The sequence below is a fragment of the Pedobacter cryoconitis genome, from assembly GCF_001590605.1.
Lineage (GTDB): Bacteria > Bacteroidota > Bacteroidia > Sphingobacteriales > Sphingobacteriaceae > Pedobacter > Pedobacter cryoconitis_A.
Genome location: NZ_CP014504.1, coordinates 1828337 through 1847752, shown reverse-complemented (window position 1 = coordinate 1847752; position 19416 = coordinate 1828337). Strand labels below are relative to the sequence as shown.

Here is a 19416-nt window from a genome sequence, read left to right as displayed (position 1 = left end):
ACAAAATTTGTGCAGGTATCTATAAGCATCAGAAAACAGGAGAGGATAACGTTCCCGGCATCGTTTGCGCAGATTTAAATCTGTCGCAGAATTAATTCCTGAAAAATTACAATTAGCATTGTCTATGAAAGGAAAATTCGCACTGCTCATCCTCGTTTGTTTATCTCTGCCATTTTTCACAAAAGCTCAGGATAAACCAATAACTGTTGCCAAAGATGGAACCGGTGACTATCTGACCGTACAGGAAGCAATCAATGCAGTCCCCGATTTCAGGAAAGTCCCAACCACAATCTTGATCAGGAATGGAATATATCAAGAGAAATTAAACCTCTCTCCATCAAAAAAACTCGTAAAATTAGTAGGAGAGGATGTTTCAAAAACGATTCTTACCTACAACGATTATGCAGCAAAGAAGAATCGCTTCGGAGAAGAAATGGGAACTTCAGGATCTTCCAGTTTTTACATTTGCGGAGATGGATTTACTGCCTATAATATTACCTTTCAAAACACCTCCGGCCCGGTCGGTCAAGCCGTTGCCCTTTGGATATCGGGAGATCAGACCACCTTTTTCAATTGCAGGATAAAGGGTTTTCAAGATACACTTTATACCTTTGGCGCAGGAAACAGGCAATATTTCAAAAACTGTTACATTGAAGGAACAGTAGATTTTATTTTTGGTGCTGCTACTGCTTTATTTGAAGACTGTACAATTTTTTGTAAACAAGGTGCCCATTATATCACCGCATCTTCTGCTCCGGATACAATCACATATGGCTATGTGTTTTTAAATTGCAGGATCACCGGTGATGCTTTGGAGCGTACTGTTTATCTTGGCCGGCCATGGCGTCCATACAGTAAAACTGTTTATATTAACTGTACGCTGCCAAAACTGATCAAATCAGAAGGCTGGGACAATTGGCGTAAAGCAAGCAACGAAAAAACTGCATACTACGCAGAATATAAAAACACAGGTGAAGGTTTTAACCCGGAAAAGCGTGTTGCATGGTCACATCAGCTAAGTGATGATGAGGTTAAAAACTATACCACAGCTTTAATTTTTAAAGGGTGGAATCCGAAAACAACCCTGGCAGAAACCGGGAAATACATCAATTATGAGCACTAAAATTTTAAAAGTTCATCCCGATGACAATGTGATTGTCGCATTAACAGCGCTTAGAGCAGGAGAGACTGTTCAGTATCAGGATAATTATTATTTGCTTACCGCAGACATTCCAGCTAAACATAAGTTTTATACTACTGATATGCAGACCGGTGACAAAGTAATCATGTATGGAACCTTAGTAGGAAAAATACAATTTCCTGTGAAGGCCGGATGGTTAATGACTACGGATAACCTGAAACATGCAGCCGCTCCATACCATTTCAAACCCTATCATTATCAATGGCAAGCTCCGGATATCAGTAAATTCGAAGGTCTTACATTTAATGGTTATCACCGCAAAGACGGAAACGTGGGTACAGCAAACTATTGGCTGTTTATACCAACTGTATTTTGTGAAAACAGGAATCTGGATGTAATCAAAGAAGCATTACACAATGAACTGGGGTATGCCGTCACAGAAAAATATAAATCTTACACACACCAACTCGTTGAAGCCTATCAAAACGGGGCAGATACGGCAACAATGGCGGCTATTCCAATTGCACTGGAACCTGAGGTCCTAAAAACCAAAAGACTGTTTAAAAATATTGACGGAATTAAGTTTTTAAATCATCAGGGAGGGTGTGGAGGTATCCGTCAGGATGCCGCTATATTAAGCAAGCTATTGGCTGCTTATGCAGATCATCCCAATGTTGCAGGTGTTACCTTATTGAGTCTGGGCTGTCAAAACTTGCAGGTTCAGGATTTTTTAGATGATTTAAAAGAACGTAATCCTTCTTTTGATAAAAAGCTCTATATTTTTGAACAACAGCAATCTCAAAGTGAAGCGCAGTTGATTACCACAGCAATCCGTCAAACCTTTGAAGGCTTAATCGAAGCAAATCAAATAGAACGCCAGCCAGCCCCTTTAAGTAAATTATGTATTGGGGTGAAATGTGGTGGAAGTGATGGTTTTAGTGGCATTTCAGCAAATCCAGCCGTTGGTTATTGCGCTGATTTATTGGTTGCACTTGGTGCTAAAGTCTTATTGGCAGAGTTTCCTGAACTCTGTGGTGCAGAGCAGGATATCATAGACAGGACGAAAGATGAAGCTGCAGCCAGGAAATTCATGAAGCTGATGTCTGCTTATAGTCAGGCAGCCGAGCATGCAGGTTCTGGTTTTCATATGAACCCATCACCAGGTAATATTAAAGATGGGCTGATTACTGACGCTATCAAGAGTAATGGTGCTGCAAAAAAAGGAGGGACATCACCTATAGAGGACGTATTGGACTATACAGAGCCTGCCCTGAAAGCTGGTCTGAATTTAGTTTGTACACCAGGTAATGATGTGGAAGCAACTACAGGTAAAGCAGCAAGCGGAGCGACACTGATTCTATTTACTACAGGTTTAGGCACACCAACAGGAAACCCCGTTTGTCCCGTTATCAAAATATCCACTAACAATGCATTAACAGCTAAAATGAACGATATCATTGATATTAATGCAGGATCAATCATTGCTGGTGAAAAAACTATTGAACAAATGGGCGAGGATATTTTAAACTATTGCATTCGTGCTGCCAGTGGAGAAGTGACCCCTAAATCTGTTTTATTAAATCAGGATGACTTTATCCCCTGGAAAAGAGGGATCTCTTTATAAGACAGCTTAGTTTTAACGTACAAACAGGCTCGTATCCAGTATCTTTTTCTCGAAATCATATACTGGATACTTACTTTCTATAACCTTAAGCAGCATCTGTGTCGCAATCTGTCCCATCTCAAAGGCTGGCTGGCGGATCGAAGTAAGCGAAGGATTCATCAGATCCAATACATCCGAATTGCTAAAACCTGTAATTGCAATGTCTTCTGGAATTTTGATATTTAAATTCTTAAATACCATCAGACAATCAATACTTAACCTGTCACCAGCTACAAAAATGGCGTCAGGTTTTTCCCTCAGGTTCATTAATTCTTTGATTGCATTTTCAGTTTCCTGATAAAACATTCCTCCATGCGGACAATATTTAACATAAGCTTCCTCAAAAGGGATATGATGTTTGGCCAACGCTTTTTTGTACCCATCCAGACGCTCTATGCTAATTGATAAATGCGCAGAACTCGTTAAATGCGCAATTCTTTTATACCCTTTCTGAATCAAATGTGCTGTGGCCTCAAAAGCTCCTTTTTCATTATCAGCGATAACTTTGTGGGTGATTATATCTTCTGTAACCCGGTCAAAAAACACCATTGGCAGTCCTTTCTGATGCAAGTCCTGAAGATGTGAGGTATCACTTGTTTCAGCAGATAAAGAGATCAGTAATCCATCAACAGATCTGGAAGCTAAATGTTGAATATTGATTTTTTCCCGCTCATAAGACTCATGGGTCTGCGTAATAATTACATGATAACCGCGATCATAAGCAATAGATTCAATCCCGTTAATTGCCTGAGAAAAGTAATGATTGGCAACCTCAGCGACTATAACACCTATTGATTTGCTCCTGCGTTCCTTTAAACTCTGTGCAATAGGATTAGGACGGTAGTTTATCTTTTGTGCATACTCCCGGATAATCTTTTTAGTTTCAGGACTGATCTCATAAGTATCACGTAAAGCCCTGGAAATTGTAGAAGTTGAATAGCCTAGTGCACTGGCTATATCTTTTAATGTAGAGGGTACAAACATAACGCGTTTTTCTATTGGTTAGAATTAACTGATCACAAGTTTACATATAAATTCTGATTGTAAAATGATAGAAAGTACGTACGGCAACGATTGCGTATTTATTTTAAGTATAAATGTTTTATGCTACCCTAAAACTATGTAGACTTGTCAGCTATTGAAGTTAAAACAGCTAACCAGATTTTCATGAATAATTTCCGTCTAATCTTTGCAAGCTTGATCATCAGTCTGGCCATTACTGTAAATGCACAGCCTAAAGAAACAGATCCCTTTAATCATCTGCCGGTAGTCAAAGAACCTGTATTTAAAAATGACACACTGAGTATCCTTAAATATGGAGCAGTAAATGATGGCGTAACACTCAATACCATACCAATTAATCAAGCTATAGCGGCCAGCAGTAAAAATGGCGGTGGTGTGGTGCTCATTCCTGAAGGAATGTGGTTAACAGGGCCTATTGAACTTAAAAGTAATGTAAACCTGCATCTGCAAAAAAATGCTTTACTTCAATTTACCAAAGACCTCAATCAGTATAAATTGGTAGAAGGAAATTGGGAAGGAGTTGCCCAAATGCGTAATCAATCTCCTATCTGGGCTAATGACGAAGAAAACATTGCGATAACTGGTTATGGGATTATTGACGGGGCAGGCGATGTATGGCGGATGGTTAAGAAAGATAAATTGACAGAGAGCCAATGGAAAGCACGTATAGCTTCTGGTGGTTTGGTGAATGAAGAAAAAAAAATCTGGTATCCTTCAGAAAAAACATTTAAAGGGGCTGCTATGAAAGATCCCGGGCTGATTACTCCAAATAAATCTGCTGCATTTTACGACTCCATTAAAGACTTTCTCCGTCCAAATTTGCTGGTGCTTAATAATTGTAAACGGATTTTGCTCGAAGGTGTGATTTTTCAAAATTCCCCAGCCTGGAACTTACATCCACTCCTGTGCAGCGACCTGACTGTTCGGAATGTATATGTGAAAAATCCACGGTATGCACAGAATGGTGATGGTATAGATATAGAATCCTGTAAAAATGTACTGATCGAAGGAAGTACATTTGATGTTGGGGACGATGGGATTTGTATCAAATCGGGAAGAGATGCAGCAGGCCGCAAGCGTGGGATTCCAACAGAAAATGTAATTATCCGCAACAGTACTGTTTATCATGCCCATGGAGGCTTTGTAATCGGCAGTGAAATGTCTGGCGGAGCCAAAAATATCTATATTACAGATTGCACCTTTATTGGTACTGATATCGGTTTGAGATTTAAAACCACGAGAGGGAGAGGTGGGATTGTAGAAGGTATTTATGCCAGGAATATCAATATGAAAGATATTGTTGGAGAAGCTATCCTCTTTGATATGTATTATGCCGCAGTTGATCCCATAGTTTTATCGGGAGAAAAAAGAGTAGCCCCTCAAATTAAGGTTGTACCTGTTACAGAAGAAACACCAATATTCAGAGATTTTCATATCAGTAATATCGTTTGTGACGGGGCTTCTAAAGCTATATTTATCCGTGGTTTACCAGAGTTAAGCATCAGTGATATTTACTTTAACCACTTAACGATCAAATCTAAAGAAGGAATTGATTTACAGGAAGCTAAAAACATACAGCTGAACCATATAAATTTGATTGTTGAACAATCAAAACCACCCATCAGGATACAAAACGGAAACAACGTCTCTTATAAAAATCTTGATCCTGCTACCAGATCACTTCTTATAAAATAAGCACAAATGAAAAAATCATTTTTCCTGAAAACGGGTTTGGCTTGCCTGTTCGTTATAAATTATGGCGTAAGTGCAAGCGCACAGACTAAAGCCCTGAGCGAGGCCATGGCCGCTACAGTAATGGATATTTGGCAGGATTCTTTAACCCTTGACCCTGAAAACCCTAAACCCGTAAAATGGGCTTATGACCAGGGAGTTATTCTGGAAGGGATTGAGGCTATCTGGAAAAGGACCAAATCTGATGCCTACTTTAAATACATGCAGAAATCTATGGATTTTTTCGTTAGTACAGAAGGAGGAATCAGCCGCTACAAACAGACTGATTATAATATTGATAATGTGAAAAACGGCAGGACACTGCTTTCTTTATATAAAACAACCGGGCAGAAGAAATATTTTAAAGCAGCAACGCTACTCTGGGACCAGCTTCAAAAACAACCTCGTACACAAGAAGGTGGATTCTGGCATAAAAAGATATATCCCCATCAAATGTGGCTGGATGGGCTGTACATGGGAGAACCTTTTTACGCGGAATATGCAGCTTTAATCAAAGACGGGAAAGCTTATGACGACATCGCTAACCAATTTATTTACATGGAGAAAAATGCGCGTGATACTAAAACAGGCTTACTCTATCACGGCTGGGACGAATCAAAACAAGAACGCTGGGCTAATAAAACTACAGGGGTTTCTCCCAATTTCTGGGCCCGGGCAATGGGATGGTATGGTATGGCCCTGGTAGATGTACTTGAATATTTTCCTGAACATCATCCAAAAAGAGAAGCCCTGCTCAACATTCTGGACCGTTTATCAATTGCTATTGGTAAATATCAGGATACAAATTCTGGTCTGTGGTATGATATTCTTGACCAACCAGAACGGGCAGGTAACTATAAAGAAGCTTCAGCATCCTGCATGTTTGTCTATACCATCAGTAAGGGTGTCCGCAAAGGATATTTAGAACGTAAATACTTCAAAATTGCCAAACATGGTTTTCAGGGGATACAAAAAGAATTCATTGAAGATGGGGCGAAACCCGGACAAATAAATTTAAAAGGTACAGTGAGTGTCTCCGGATTAGGTGGAAAACCATATCGCGATGGCAGTTATGCTTACTATATCAGTGAAAAGGTAATAACGAATGATCCTAAGGGTGTCGGCGCATTTTTATTGGCTGCCTCAGAAATGGAAATTGCTCCAAAAAATCTTTAACTCAAACAGCGTGCTAAATAAAAACAAGCTGCTTAAAATAAATAAAACGCATTCAACCTATACCTAACCAATTTCTTATACTAATCCATTGCTGTGAAAAAGTTTATTGATGAAAATTTCTTACTAAATAATGAAACCGCCGTATTGCTCTATCATCAATATGCAAAAGACATGGCTGTGATAGATTATCACTGTCATTTACCACCTGATCAAATTGCTGAAGACAAGAATTTTGAGAACCTGACACAGGTGTGGCTATATGGAGATCATTATAAATGGCGTGCAATGCGTGCTAACGGAGTTCCGGAAAACTACATTACCGGAAATAAAAGTGATTGGGAGAAATTTGAAAAGTGGGCAGAAACCGTACCTTATACCCTGCGTAACCCCTTATATCACTGGACACATTTAGAACTGCAGCGCTATTTTGATTGCTATACTATCTTATCTCCGGCAACAGCCAGGGAAATATACGATGAATGTACAGCCAAACTTCAAAAGCCAGCTTACTCGGTAAGGAACCTGCTGCGGAAAATGAAAGTCAGTGTACTGGCTACTACAGATGATCCAACTGATGACCTCGTACATCATCAAAAGATTAAAGCAGATGGTTTTGAAATAAAAGTGCTGCCAGCATTCAGGCCGGACAAAGCCATGAACGCAGATGACTTGCCTTCGCTTATTGCCTATATTAAGAAACTGCAAGACATTTCATCCCATCAAATAATAGATTTTGATAGTTATTTAAAGGCATTAAAAGACAGACATGACTACTTTGCTGCAAATGGCTGCACAGTTTCTGATCATGGCTTGGAACAACTGTATGCTGCTGTTTATACAGATCAGGAAGTCGCTTCAATATTTGATAAGCTAATGAATCAGCAAGAATTAAGTGCGCAGGAAGTTTTACAGTTTAAATCTGCCATGCTTTATCATTTTGCAATATGGGACCATGAAAAAGGATGGGTACAACAATATCATCTGGGTGCATTAAGAAACAATAATTCGCGTTTATTAGCGCGTCTTGGGCCAGATACCGGGTGGGATTCGATAGGTGATTTCCAGCAAGGACCACAGTTATCAAAATTTTTAAACAGACTGGATGCCACTGATCAACTTGCCAAGACCATTCTTTATAACCTGAATCCTTCAGATAATGAACTCATGGCAACTATGATTGGTAATTTTAACGATGGTACTATTGCTGGAAAAATTCAATTTGGTTCGGGATGGTGGTTTCTTGATCAAAAAGACGGGATGACCCGGCAACTTAACGCGCTTTCAAATATGGGCTTGTTAAGCCGCTTTATAGGGATGCTTACCGATTCAAGAAGTTTTCTTTCTTATCCCCGTCATGAATATTTCAGAAGATTACTCTGCAATTTGCTTGGTGAGGACATAGAAAACGGAGAATTGCCCGATAATATAGACTGGGTAGGGCAAATCGTGAAAAATATCTGCTATACTAACGCAAAAGATTACTTTAATTTCTAAAATGATTCATATGAATATATAGATTAAACGTTTAAGTATAAACTATTTCCTATTTTGTACCTGATAACTTTTAATAAACATAAATTTTAACGGATGAATTTTCAAGACCAGCTCAATTCCATTTTTGTGGAAGAGCATGAAATACCCGAAGTATTCAGATTGCAGCAGGAACTGCATCAGCGTGCGTATTTAAGTAATGGAGCCATGCATCCCTGGGATGGAGAAGTCCACACTGTAGTTTCCCCTGTTTGTATCAAAACACCTGAGGGGCTACAGCGTAAAGTGATCGGTACCTATCCTTTGTGTAGTGAAAAAGAAGCTATGGAGGCACTGGACGCAGCTGTAGCAGCCTATGACAATGGCCGTGGCGAATGGCCAACAATGAGTGTAGCCGACAGAATTACCCATGTAGAGAAGTTTACAGGCAGGATTATTGAGAAGAAACAAGAAGTAGTTAAGCTGCTGATGTGGGAAATTGGTAAATCCTACGCTGATTCTGTTAAAGAATTTGACAGAACAGTAGAGTACATCCACGCCACCATTGATGCGCTGAAAGACCTCGATCGTCAATCTTCAAGATTTACCATAGAACAGGGGATCGTTGCACAAGTGAGGCGTTCCCCACTTGGTGTAGTACTTTGTATGGGCCCATTTAACTATCCTTTAAATGAGACTTTTACTACTTTAATCCCTGCACTTATCATGGGGAATACTTTGTTATTTAAACCACCTAAACACGGTACACTTTTACACTATCCATTATTGGAAGCTTTCAGAGATTCTTTCCCAAAAGGCGTAGTCAATACCATTTATGGCAGAGGAAATGTAATCATTCCCGGACTAATGAAATCTGGAAAGATTAATGTTTTAACTTTAATCGGCTCGAGTAAAGTCGCAAATGAATTAAAGAAGCTGCATCCAAAAGTTAACAGACTGCGGGCTATCTTAGGATTAGATGCGAAAAACGCAGCGATAATCACTGCACACGCAGACTTGGAATTGGCAGTTCAGGAAACAGTCTTGGGATCTTTGTCTTTTAACGGACAGAGATGTACCGCTTTAAAGATTATTTTCATCCACCGTTCCCTGGCTGATGAATTCCTGAAATTATTGTCAGCGGCTGTAGCTAAACTAAAATTTGGTATGCCATGGGTAGAAGGGGTATCCTTAACTCCTTTGCCTGAACCACATAAACCTGCTTATCTTAAAGAATGTATTGAAGATGCTATAGCGCATGGTGCTTCAGTTATCAATAAACATGGCGGCGCTACTAACGAATCTTTCGTCTATCCTGCAATTGTTTATCCGGTAAACAAAAACATGAAACTTTATACGGAAGAACAGTTCGGCCCGGTTATTCCTATCGTTCCATTTGATGATCTGGAAGAAACGATCGAATACCTGATTGAATCTACCCATGGTCAGCAAGTGAGTATTTTCAGTAATGATCACGTAGAAGTAGCAGCATTAATTGACCCTTTAATCAACCAGGTAAGTCGTGTAAACATCAATTGCCAATGCCAGCGCGGGCCTGATGCGTTCCCGTTTACAGGTAGAAAAGATAGTGCTGAAGGAACATTGTCAGTTGTAGATGCACTGCGGTCTTTCTCTATCCGATCTCTGGTAGCTACCAAACTGAATGATGCTAATAAGCTTTTAATCAATGAAATAATTGACGGTAACGATTCTAATTTCTTAAGTACAAAATATCTGTTTTAAAAGAATTGATAAGACACATAAAAAAAGGGAGTCCTGAATTTTTATTTCAGGACTCCCTTTTTTTATGTGTCTTAATTGATTTCATATTTCGGCAACGATTGCGTAGTTATTTTCCCGGATTTAAATTCATTTCGCTGGAAAACTATGTAGACTTGTTATAAAACTTAATTGATTTAATTTTTTGATTTCTCCCGGGAATAAAGAATTATACCCTTAAGCGATTATCCTAACCAAATATTTATGAGCAAATTTTATCTTTTAACTGTAGGGTTCTGCTTTTTCTGCAGTTTCCTATCCGCACAAACCCGTAAAATCTCGGGGCAGGTGACCGATGCAAAAAGCGGAGAAACACTAATCGGCGTGAGTATACTGGTTAAAGGGACCAGTCAGGGAACTAGTACCGATACCAACGGAAAATTCAGTCTGAACATTTCTGGCAGCGAGCCAGTACTCGTGGTCAACTATGTTGGCTATCTGAAAGAAGAAGTTAACGCAGGCAATCAAACACAACTACAAATTAAATTGACACCTAATGAAACAGCCTTGAGTGAGGTTGTCGTAATTGGCTATGGAACCGTAAAGAAAAGAGACCTTACCGGCTCAGTAGTTTCCGTTAAAGGCGAAGACATTGCTAAAGTTCCATCCTCAAACCCATTAGAATCAATTCAAGGTAAAGTACCAGGTGTTGATATTACCCGAAGCAGTGGAGCTGCATCATCAGGGGTAAACATCAACATCAGAGGTACAAGATCAATTTCGGCAGGCAATGGCCCGCTGATCATTGTTGATGGGGTGCAATATTCAAGTCTGCAAGACTTAAATCCAAATGATATTGCTTCTATGGAGATTTTAAAAGATGCTTCTTCCACAGCCATATATGGATCCAGAGGTGCTAACGGTGTAATTCTGATTACCACGAAAAAAGGAATTTCAGGACTGGCAACAGTTTCCTTAAATACTTATTATGGCGTATCAAAAGTATCCAGATATCCTTCAGTAATGAATGCAGAACAATATATCGAACAACGCAGACAGGCCAACCGTACAACTGGTAACTGGTCAAGTCCGGCAGACGACGTCAAAATATTTAATTCCGCAGAATATAGCGCCATACAAAATAAAGAATTTCTAAATTATCAGGACCTGATCTTTCATGATGGAAGCCAACAAGATTACCAGTTAGGTGTAAGGGCTGGAACAGAAAAAACCAAAGTATATTTTTCTCTCGATTACCTGGACGAAAAAGGTGTATTGAAAATGGATAAATCCAGTCGTTATACCGCACGTTTAAACCTGGATCAGTCTATCGGGAAATACTTCACAACCGGAATGCAGGGACAGTTTACACACTATGAACAAGATAACCGCCGTGACCCATTAAATCAGGTGAACAAAATCTCTCCTTTAGGGACACTTTATGACAATGAGGGTAAATTCATCGCTTATCCACTTGCAGGTACTTTTGTAAGCCCACTTGCCGACGAACAGCCAAATGTATATTCAAACCAGACTATCATCAACCGTACACTGCTGTCAGCTTATATGGAATTTAAACCATTCAAAGGATTAGTTGCCCGCTCCAATCTTGGGGTCAACTTAAACAGTGACAGAACCGGGACATATGCAGACCGTTTTTCCCTTGACCGTAACGGATCTGTTCCAAAAGCAACTTATTCAGCCTCCAATGGACATTTAATTAACATAGAAAACTATATTACCTATAGCAAAGAAATCAAAGATCATGCTTTTACAGTCACTGGTATTAACAGTTTACTCTATAACAGATCGGATAATATTGCAGCATCAGGTGAAAACCAATTGCTAAAATCACAGTTATTTTATGGACTTGGAAACACACAAAACCAAGCCGTAAACACAGCTTATACCATGAATAATCTAATTTCCTTTGCTGGAAGGTTAAATTATGCTTACAAAGGTAAATACCTGTTAACGGCAACTGGTCGTACAGACGGTTCCTCAAAATTGGCAGAAGGTAATAAATGGGCCTTTTTCCCCTCTGCAGCTGTAGCCTGGAGAGTAAGTGATGAGCAATTTCTAAAAGACAATAAAATCATCAGTGATCTGAAGTTGAAGTACAGTTACGGTATTGCCGGCAGTGATAATATCAATTCTTATTCAACTCAGAGCAGTTTATCAAGAATTGGATTTGCTTATGATGATGCACCATCCCTCGCTTATGGTTATTCTCCAAGAGTTGGTAACCTGGCCCTGACCTGGGAAAAAACGAAAACAAGTGACTTTGGGTTAGAAATCGCACTCTTTAAAAACAGGATAACTGCGACCGTTGATTATTATGATTCTAAAACTTATGATTTATTGCTCAACAGAAGTCTGCCACCAACAGATGGCGTAATTAGTGTAATTCAGAATATTGCTAAAACCCGTAATAAAGGGATTGAGGTTTATATTTCTTCAAAAAACATCGTCAATAAGGATTTTCAGTGGACTACAAATGTCAGCTTCAGCAGAAACAGAGAGAAGATCGTTGAACTTGCAGGAGGGGCCCAATCAGACGTGCTGAACTCCTGGTTTGTGGGCTCACCGATACAATCTTTCTATGACTATGAGAAAATAGGGATCTGGCAAACAGCCGATGCTGCTGAGGCAGCAAAATACGGACAGAAAGCAGGGGATATCCGGGTTAGCGATCTCAATAACGATGGGAAAATTGATGCAACCAATGACCGTAAAATTATAGGTACTAACCGCCCGGACTGGAGTGGTGGCCTGGAAAATACATTTACCTATAAATCCTGGGATCTGAACATTTATCTTTTCGCCAGGATGGGCCAGACGGTATATGCTGAATTCTTACGCAGATACGACCCTCAGGGAATTAATAACAGCTCTACTATTATTAACTACTGGAAACCAGAAAATGCTTCCAACGATTTTCCCCGTCCAAATAAGAACATCTCGTTTAATTCTACGCTATACTCTACCTCTTTAGGCTATACTGATGGATCTTTTATCAGGTTAAGAAATATTACGCTAGGTTATACAGTACCCAAAAGCACACTGGAAAAGAGTTTTATCAAAAGTGTCCGCGTTTACGCAACTGCCAGAAACCCTTTTACCTATACCAAATCATCTTTACTCAAAGAATATGATCCTGAACGGGGTGGATCGGAAGGTGCACCTATGACTAAGCTTTATACCGTTGGCTTAAATGTTACTTTTTAAACTCAAACTCATCGAAATGAAACATTATATATATAAAGGCCTGATCGTCTTTGCGGGATTATCTGTAATGATCTCCTGTAAAAAATCACTTGTAGAAAATAACCCTTCAGGAATTACTGCTGAAAGTGTCTATACTACGCCAGCAGGATTTGAAACGCTGGTGAATGCTGCTTATTCCTACCAGCGTTGGTGGTATGGAAAAGAAGAAGGTCATAGTATTTCTGAAATGGGAACAGATCTCTGGATGAGCGGAGCTGGCGATATCAACACTGATTTAACCCAATATATAAATCTCCAGGGAACTAACGCCGCTATTACTACAGAATGGCAACAATTATATGCTGCTGTTAATTTGTGCAACGCAGGAATAAACAAGATTGCAGGAGCAGGCTTGTCCTCCACTGCCAGACCTATAAGAGAAGCTGAACTAAAGTTTCTGCGTGCATTTTATTATTGGCATATTGTTGAAACCTGGGGAGGAGTCCATTTTTCATTAAATGAAACCCAGGGCGTAATCACAACGGCGAATAAAACACCAGTCGAAACTTTTAATAAGCAAATCATTGATGATTTGTTATTTGCTGTTGCTAATTTACCTTCAACCACTGCAGATTATGGAAGAGTGACCAAACCAGCTGCTCAGGCTTTTCTGTCAAGAATGTATCTTACACAAAAGAAAAATACGGAAGCAAAAGATATGGCAATGGCGGTAATTAATGGCGGTTATGGCTTTACCTTATTACCTGCCTATGCCGACCTCTGGAAAATGTCGAATCTCAAAAACAAGGAAGTCGTTTATACCGTTAATTATTCAACAAATCTATCATTGAATGATCTTATAGATCCGATTCTCAATCCATTAGGGCATAGCAGGGGTAGCAATAGCGGACATATGTTATACGCCATGAAATACGATGATCAACCTGGTATGTTGCGTGACCTCGCTAATGGAAGGCCATTTGACCGTTATATGCCTACCCGCTTTTTATTGGATTTATATGACGAGAATGATTCCAGGTATGAAGGCTCATTTCAAACGGTATGGTATGCAAATGGTACGACCAGGCCAGCAGGGATGAAAATAGGAGATACCGCTATTCTGGCCACTAAAAAAGTTTTTCCATCTGCAGGTAAATTGTATAAAGTATTTGATCGCAATGCTGTTTACAATGCTAACGGATCTGTTAAAGATCAATTACATTACGTTTCTTTGAGTAAGTTTGCGGACCCTACCAGAACAAGCATTAATGAAGCTCAAAGTGCTAGAGATGTCTTTGTCATCCGTTTTGCAGAATTATATCTGATTGCAGCTGAGGCTGAATTTAACCTGGGCAATCCGGGAGCTGCAGCAACTTATTTAAACGTAATACGTACCAGAGCAGCAAAACCGGGTAAAGTCGCAGCTATGCAAATTACACCAGCTCAGGTTACCCTGGATTTTATATTGGATGAACGGGCAAGAGAATTTGCTGGTGAACAAATACGATGGTTTGATCTGAAAAGGACTGGCAAACTACAGGAACGGGTCAAAGCATTTAACCCTGATGCGAAAAGTATAACTGATTTTAATCTAGTCAGACCTATTCCAAGAACACAAGTTGATGCAGTAACCAATGAAAGTGAATTCACGCAGAATCCTGGATATCAATAATGAATATTAGTAGCTGACAATTTCTTTATTGATTTAATTATTCACAATAGAGATATTAATTACCTTTTAAATATAAAATTGGAGTAGCTTGACCTAAATCAATAAGAATTATGTCAGCTAGTACAAATAAATACATTGATCCATTAACAGATTTTGGATTCAAACATCTTTTCGGTGGCGAACCCAATAAAGAGATCATGATTGCTTTTTTAAACGCCTTGTTTGAAGGAGAAAAACACATTACCGATCTTGTCTACAACCCAACTGAACTTGCCGGGGATGAGAGGGAACATAAAAAGGTAAGTTTCGATTTGCTGTGTACCGGGGACACCGGAGAACAGTTCATTGTAGAAATGCAGCGGGCAGATCATGATAATTTTGAAGACCGCTGCATTTTTTACCTGAGCCGGCTGATCCATCAGCAAAAGTTAAAGAGTAACCGGCATTGGGAAGTTAAGATGAAAGAGGTTTTCCTGATTGCGATCCTGGATTTTAATAGGAAGAATTGCCTGAGTGACCATTATTTGCAAAGCATTTCACTGGTCAATACCGGTACAGGTAAAATATTCCACAATGGACTGGGATTTAAGTTTTTGGAACTGCCTAAATTTGGAAAGAAAGAAAATGAACTGGAAAATGAGCTGGACAAATGGGTTTATCTGCTTAAGCACATGCACAGCCTGGATCAGATTCCTAAATACCTGGACAAACGTGTTTTTGAAAAAATATTTAATATCGCCGAAATGAAGAAATTATCACCAGAACAACAATTTGTATACGACTCGATTTTACAGCGGGAAGAGGACGATTATAGCCGGCTTAAATCTGCAGAACGCAGAGGAATAAGAGAAGGAATAGAAAAAGGGAAGGAAGAAGGGATAGAGCAAGGCCTTGAGCAAGGTAAACATGAAACTGCGCTGGCTATCGCAGGAAAAATGAAGGAAGAGAATTTTGATATTGATAAAATTGCCGGATTTACTGCGCTCTCCAGGGAAGAAATAGAAAGTCTTTAAATGTAAAAAGGAAGTGTAGCCTGGTAAAGGCTACACTTCCTTCCTATATTAAGATCAGGAACAATTATTACCACCAACTGTAGCACCTGCACCATTTGATGAAGTGACTGCAGCTTTGACACTGGATGAATTCAGTGTTGAAATATTGTAAGAAGGCGTAAATGCTGTATTACCATTGCCCGATATACTTCCGGTTACATTGGTAAATGTATTGTTTTTAAGCTGAACAGCAGTAGAGGTATTATCCATTAAGTCAACAGGATTCTTAACGTTTTCGAATACGTTCGCTTCTGCCAGAATATTTGCTTCAAAGCCTGCCTGTATACAGCTTTTACTTACTGTACTGTTAAAATAATTGTTGACAAGATGCACTTTGCCAAACCTTACCCTAGGCATTCTGGCTACACAACCCTCTGCCCACCAGCAACGTACAAATGTAACACGTAAACGGTTTCTATCTGCCGTAGCGCCATCACTTGAACCGATCAGTCCTGAAAAACGATGATCATCTGAACCACCCGAACCACCTGCTTTCGGAGGTTTTACATAGGCAAATTTGCAATTAGAAACTGTGATATAATCAGAGATATTTTTGATATCAAAGTTGCCATCAACACCATCTCTGAACTCACAATGATCAACCCATACATTTGTACTCGCGTCTATTATTGCGTTATCCCAGCCGTCAGTATCATAAGCGCCAGGGCCTTCGAAGATCAGGTTCCTGATAATAATGTTAGTACATCTTTTAACATTAATAATACCAGAATTAGCTTTGCTTTGATCATTGGAGACTAGCTTTGCTCCGGCAGAACCAAAGATGGTTTTTCCTGTCTGGTCCTGGAAAGAGATCCTTCCGGCAGCTGGTATTGTAATCGTTCCATTAACTTGTACCACTTTCACATTAACATTTTGTATGGCAGCTTTTAAAGCTGCATAATTGGTTACAACCGTTGGCGTTGCTGTCCCACCACCCGTAGTCCCTCCATTTTGGGAGGCCCATCCTTGCACAACACAAGTAGCCTCGGTTGCTGTTTTCGCCTGAGTTGTACCTGAGTTTTCGGTGCTTGCGCCCGGATCATTACTTTTCTGGCAGCCAAAAGAAATAAAGGCTATGCATAAAGCCATAGCTGAAGAGGTCAAGTAGTTTGCTCTTGTTTTCATGTTTTTCATATTAGATTTATAATTGGTTAATTATTAATCTAATCATTGAAAAAATGAAAAGAAATTAAACAGGGAAATAAAAATCCGCAATCGATGCCGGTAACGATTGCGGAAAATAAAACAGGGTACTGACCGGGACTAAATTAGTTCATATTGATCTTCACAACCTTATCCAGTTCGATTGCTGATACCTCAATAAGCTCAGGGCCAAGTTCTAACGGATAACCCTCAACCTTCTTGCCAATGATAATGACTTTTTTGCCAGCATACTTATCTAAATTTATCTTTTTGCCTGCCCTTAGTGCAAATGTAGTTTCCGGCTGATCAGGCTTCCCGGATAAAGCCATACCATTCAATATATGCGTTCCGTACTGATAAGAAGTAATTCCTTGTTTTTGCAGCACGCCTGCCCAATAAAAATTAGCTTGTTTAGTAGGGTTGATTTTTTGCTTTTGAGCGGTTGTCTTCTTTTGTGCAAATGAATTAGCGGAAGAAAAGCAGATTAGCGCTGCTGCTGATAGTGCAAGTAAATACTTCATAGCGGTGAATTGATTAATAATATAATGTCTGTTTAATATCGCTAAACGCTAAGACTCATTATTACGCTACAAAATCTCAATATAAATAAGAATAGCGTAACATTTCTCCGGATATCCAGTCTATTAAATACTATGGAAATAAAAAACATATCTCGCTTCTTTTGTGTACTGATTTTAGTGATTAGTGGTTTGTTGAATCCGGCTAAGGCACAAGATACCGTCATTAGAAAAATTGATAATGGAAAGCTTGATTCTTTAAACTCGAAATTTCTAAAAGAACAAAGGCAAGTAGAGATATTTCTTCCCCAGGATTATAAGCCTGGCAGTGATCGCAAGTATGATGTACTCTATGTACTGGATGGTGGCAATTGGAATACTGGATTAATCAAAGAAACCCAACATTTTTTAGAAGAAATATCCTTTATGCCCCCAACAATAATTGTCAGCGTTTTGGGTATCGATCGGAATAAAGACCTGACTCCAACACATCTTGAAGGTTGGTCAACTTCAGGTGGAGCAGCTAATTTTTTGGGTTTTCTTAAAAATGAACTTATTCCTTATATCGATCAAAAATATCCCTCAAATGGAGAAAATGCATTATGGGGACATTCATTAGGTGGCATGTTCGTCGCTTATGCACTATTGAATGAACCAAAAACTTTTAAATCATATATTGCAGTCGATCCAAGTCTTTGGTGGGACAAATGTTATATCCAAAAAATTGCATCCAGTAAATTACCTGGACTAGGAGGTTTAGCTATTACATTTTTCATGAGTGGAAGAGAAGGTGAGCAGGGTAAAGTAATGAAAATTGATACCATGAATACTATCCTTAAAAATTACGCACCTGCAGGATTAACCTGGAAAAGTATAGCTTACCCGAACGAATCACACAATTCTATAAGGCTGAAAAGTACTTATGACGGCTTGAAATTCTCTTATGCAGGTTTTGATAATAAGGCAGAATTTCACCCAAGGAATGGCATAATATTGAAGGATAAACCTATAAAATTGTGGTATTTTAATGACACTACAACTGTTAATTACACGCTCGATGGGACAATGCCCACTATTTTGTCAAATAAAATGAAACATGAAATAACTTTAACTGCTGCGGCAAAGGTTACTACTGAAAATTTTACTGCCAGAGCCCGATATAATCAGGTTGTATCCGGAGATTTTATAGCCGGAAAAACACTAAATCCTATTTCAAAAAAGAAAAATGTAAAAGCAGGTGGTTTTAATTATGCTTATTACGAAGGTAAATGGGAGAAATGGCCTGACTTTAAAGATTTAAAAAATCCAGTGAAGACAGGAATAACAAATGGCGATTTTAAGCTGGATAAAATCCAGAAAAAAGACAATATTGCTGTAGTGATTGATGGACAACTTGAAGCAAAGGAAGATGGTTATTATATATTCATACTGGAAAACGGTGAAGAAGCAAACTTCTTTCTTGGCAAACGTTTATTAATGAGAATGACTACTTCCAATAATCAGCTGTGCACCTATATAGTACCATTAAAAAAAGGGTTTTATCCCATTCGCTTAGAATCCTTCCATAAAAATGATGGTTATAAATTGAAACTTACTTATCTCACGCCAAGCACCATACCTACTAAAAATGCGGGATCTATACCATTAAATCTTCAATATGGTCATCACTAGAAATGTTTGATGATATTATCCTGTATAGCTTAAGCAAGGTAAACATAGAGATCTTAGCTGTCACAGCAGGTGTAATTCTTTGTATTGCAGGTTCAAAGAAATTTGCAAAATAAATTTATTATGATCTTACATTGATTATCTTGCACGGTGCTGAAAATAACAATTTCATTATTCATTTTTATAGCGCTGATAGGTACCAGTATGTCTCGCTATTGTACCTATTTGGGTTT

At 39.0% G+C, this 19416-nt stretch carries 13 protein-coding genes; 10 read left to right on the top strand and 3 right to left on the bottom strand.

Features of this window, described 5'->3' with window-relative positions:
- Nucleotides 1–124: 124 nt before the first annotated feature.
- Both AY601_RS07875 and AY601_RS07870 read left to right on the top strand, forming a co-directional pair.
- A complete protein-coding gene (locus AY601_RS07875; RefSeq protein WP_068398868.1) occupies nucleotides 125–1123 on the top strand; it encodes a pectinesterase family protein in 999 nt (332 codons plus the stop codon).
- Nucleotides 1113–2765 carry a UxaA family hydrolase gene (locus tag AY601_RS07870; RefSeq protein ID WP_068398862.1) on the top strand — a complete coding sequence of 551 codons (1653 nt, stop codon included), beginning with the start codon at nucleotides 1113–1115 and terminating at the stop codon, nucleotides 2763–2765. Before AY601_RS07875 ends, AY601_RS07870 begins: the two co-directional genes overlap by 11 nt.
- Before the next feature lie 12 nt (nucleotides 2766–2777).
- Here AY601_RS07870 and AY601_RS07865 read toward each other — a convergent pair whose 3' ends face one another.
- Complete coding sequence (locus AY601_RS07865) at nucleotides 2778–3788, bottom strand: LacI family DNA-binding transcriptional regulator (protein ID WP_068398860.1); 1011 nt, start codon at nucleotides 3786–3788, stop codon at nucleotides 2778–2780.
- A gap of 183 nt (nucleotides 3789–3971) precedes the next feature.
- Between AY601_RS07865 and AY601_RS07860 the strand changes: the two genes are divergently transcribed.
- The 7 genes from AY601_RS07860 (at nucleotide 3972) to AY601_RS07830 (ending at nucleotide 15815) form a co-directional block, all read left to right on the top strand.
- The gene (locus AY601_RS07860; protein WP_084359524.1) at nucleotides 3972–5522 is read left to right on the top strand and encodes a glycoside hydrolase family 28 protein; all 1551 of its coding nucleotides are present in this window, start codon (nucleotides 3972–3974) and stop codon (nucleotides 5520–5522) included.
- Nucleotides 5523–5528: 6 nt separating this feature from the next.
- Complete coding sequence (locus AY601_RS07855; protein ID WP_068398857.1) at nucleotides 5529–6734, top strand: glycoside hydrolase family 88/105 protein; 1206 nt, start codon at nucleotides 5529–5531, stop codon at nucleotides 6732–6734.
- Nucleotides 6735–6827: 93 nt separating this feature from the next.
- Nucleotides 6828–8228: a glucuronate isomerase gene (gene uxaC, locus AY601_RS07850; RefSeq protein WP_068398855.1), complete on the top strand. Its 1401-nt coding sequence runs from the start codon at nucleotides 6828–6830 to the stop codon at nucleotides 8226–8228.
- 93 nt (nucleotides 8229–8321) lie between these two features.
- On the top strand, nucleotides 8322–9947 hold the full coding sequence (locus AY601_RS07845; protein WP_068398851.1) for an NADP-dependent glyceraldehyde-3-phosphate dehydrogenase: 1626 nt from the start codon (nucleotides 8322–8324) through the stop codon (nucleotides 9945–9947).
- A 240-nt stretch (nucleotides 9948–10187) separates the two neighbouring features.
- Nucleotides 10188–13151, top strand: a complete 2964-nt coding sequence (locus AY601_RS07840) for a SusC/RagA family TonB-linked outer membrane protein (protein ID WP_068398848.1) — start codon at nucleotides 10188–10190, stop codon at nucleotides 13149–13151.
- Nucleotides 13152–13167: 16 nt separating this feature from the next.
- Entirely contained in the window at nucleotides 13168–14802 is a 1635-nt protein-coding gene (locus tag AY601_RS07835; RefSeq protein WP_068407309.1) for a RagB/SusD family nutrient uptake outer membrane protein, read from the top strand.
- 110 nt (nucleotides 14803–14912) lie between these two features.
- Complete coding sequence (locus AY601_RS07830) at nucleotides 14913–15815, top strand: Rpn family recombination-promoting nuclease/putative transposase (protein WP_068398845.1); 903 nt, start codon at nucleotides 14913–14915, stop codon at nucleotides 15813–15815.
- Between the two features lie 54 nt (nucleotides 15816–15869).
- On the opposite strand, the gene AY601_RS07825 is transcribed toward AY601_RS07830, so the two are convergent.
- Both AY601_RS07825 and AY601_RS07820 read right to left on the bottom strand, forming a co-directional pair.
- Nucleotides 15870–16979, bottom strand: coding sequence for a pectate lyase family protein (locus AY601_RS07825; protein ID WP_198163640.1), 1110 nt, complete (start codon nucleotides 16977–16979; stop codon nucleotides 15870–15872).
- 143 nt (nucleotides 16980–17122) lie between these two features.
- Nucleotides 17123–17518 (bottom strand): hypothetical protein, encoded by a 396-nt coding sequence (locus tag AY601_RS07820; RefSeq protein ID WP_068398840.1) that lies wholly within the window; start codon nucleotides 17516–17518, stop codon nucleotides 17123–17125.
- Between the two features lie 132 nt (nucleotides 17519–17650).
- Here AY601_RS07820 and AY601_RS07815 point away from each other — a divergent pair, with 132 nt between their 5' ends.
- Complete coding sequence (locus AY601_RS07815) at nucleotides 17651–19186, top strand: alpha/beta hydrolase-fold protein (RefSeq protein ID WP_068398838.1); 1536 nt, start codon at nucleotides 17651–17653, stop codon at nucleotides 19184–19186.
- The last annotated feature ends 230 nt before the right edge of the window (nucleotides 19187–19416 follow it).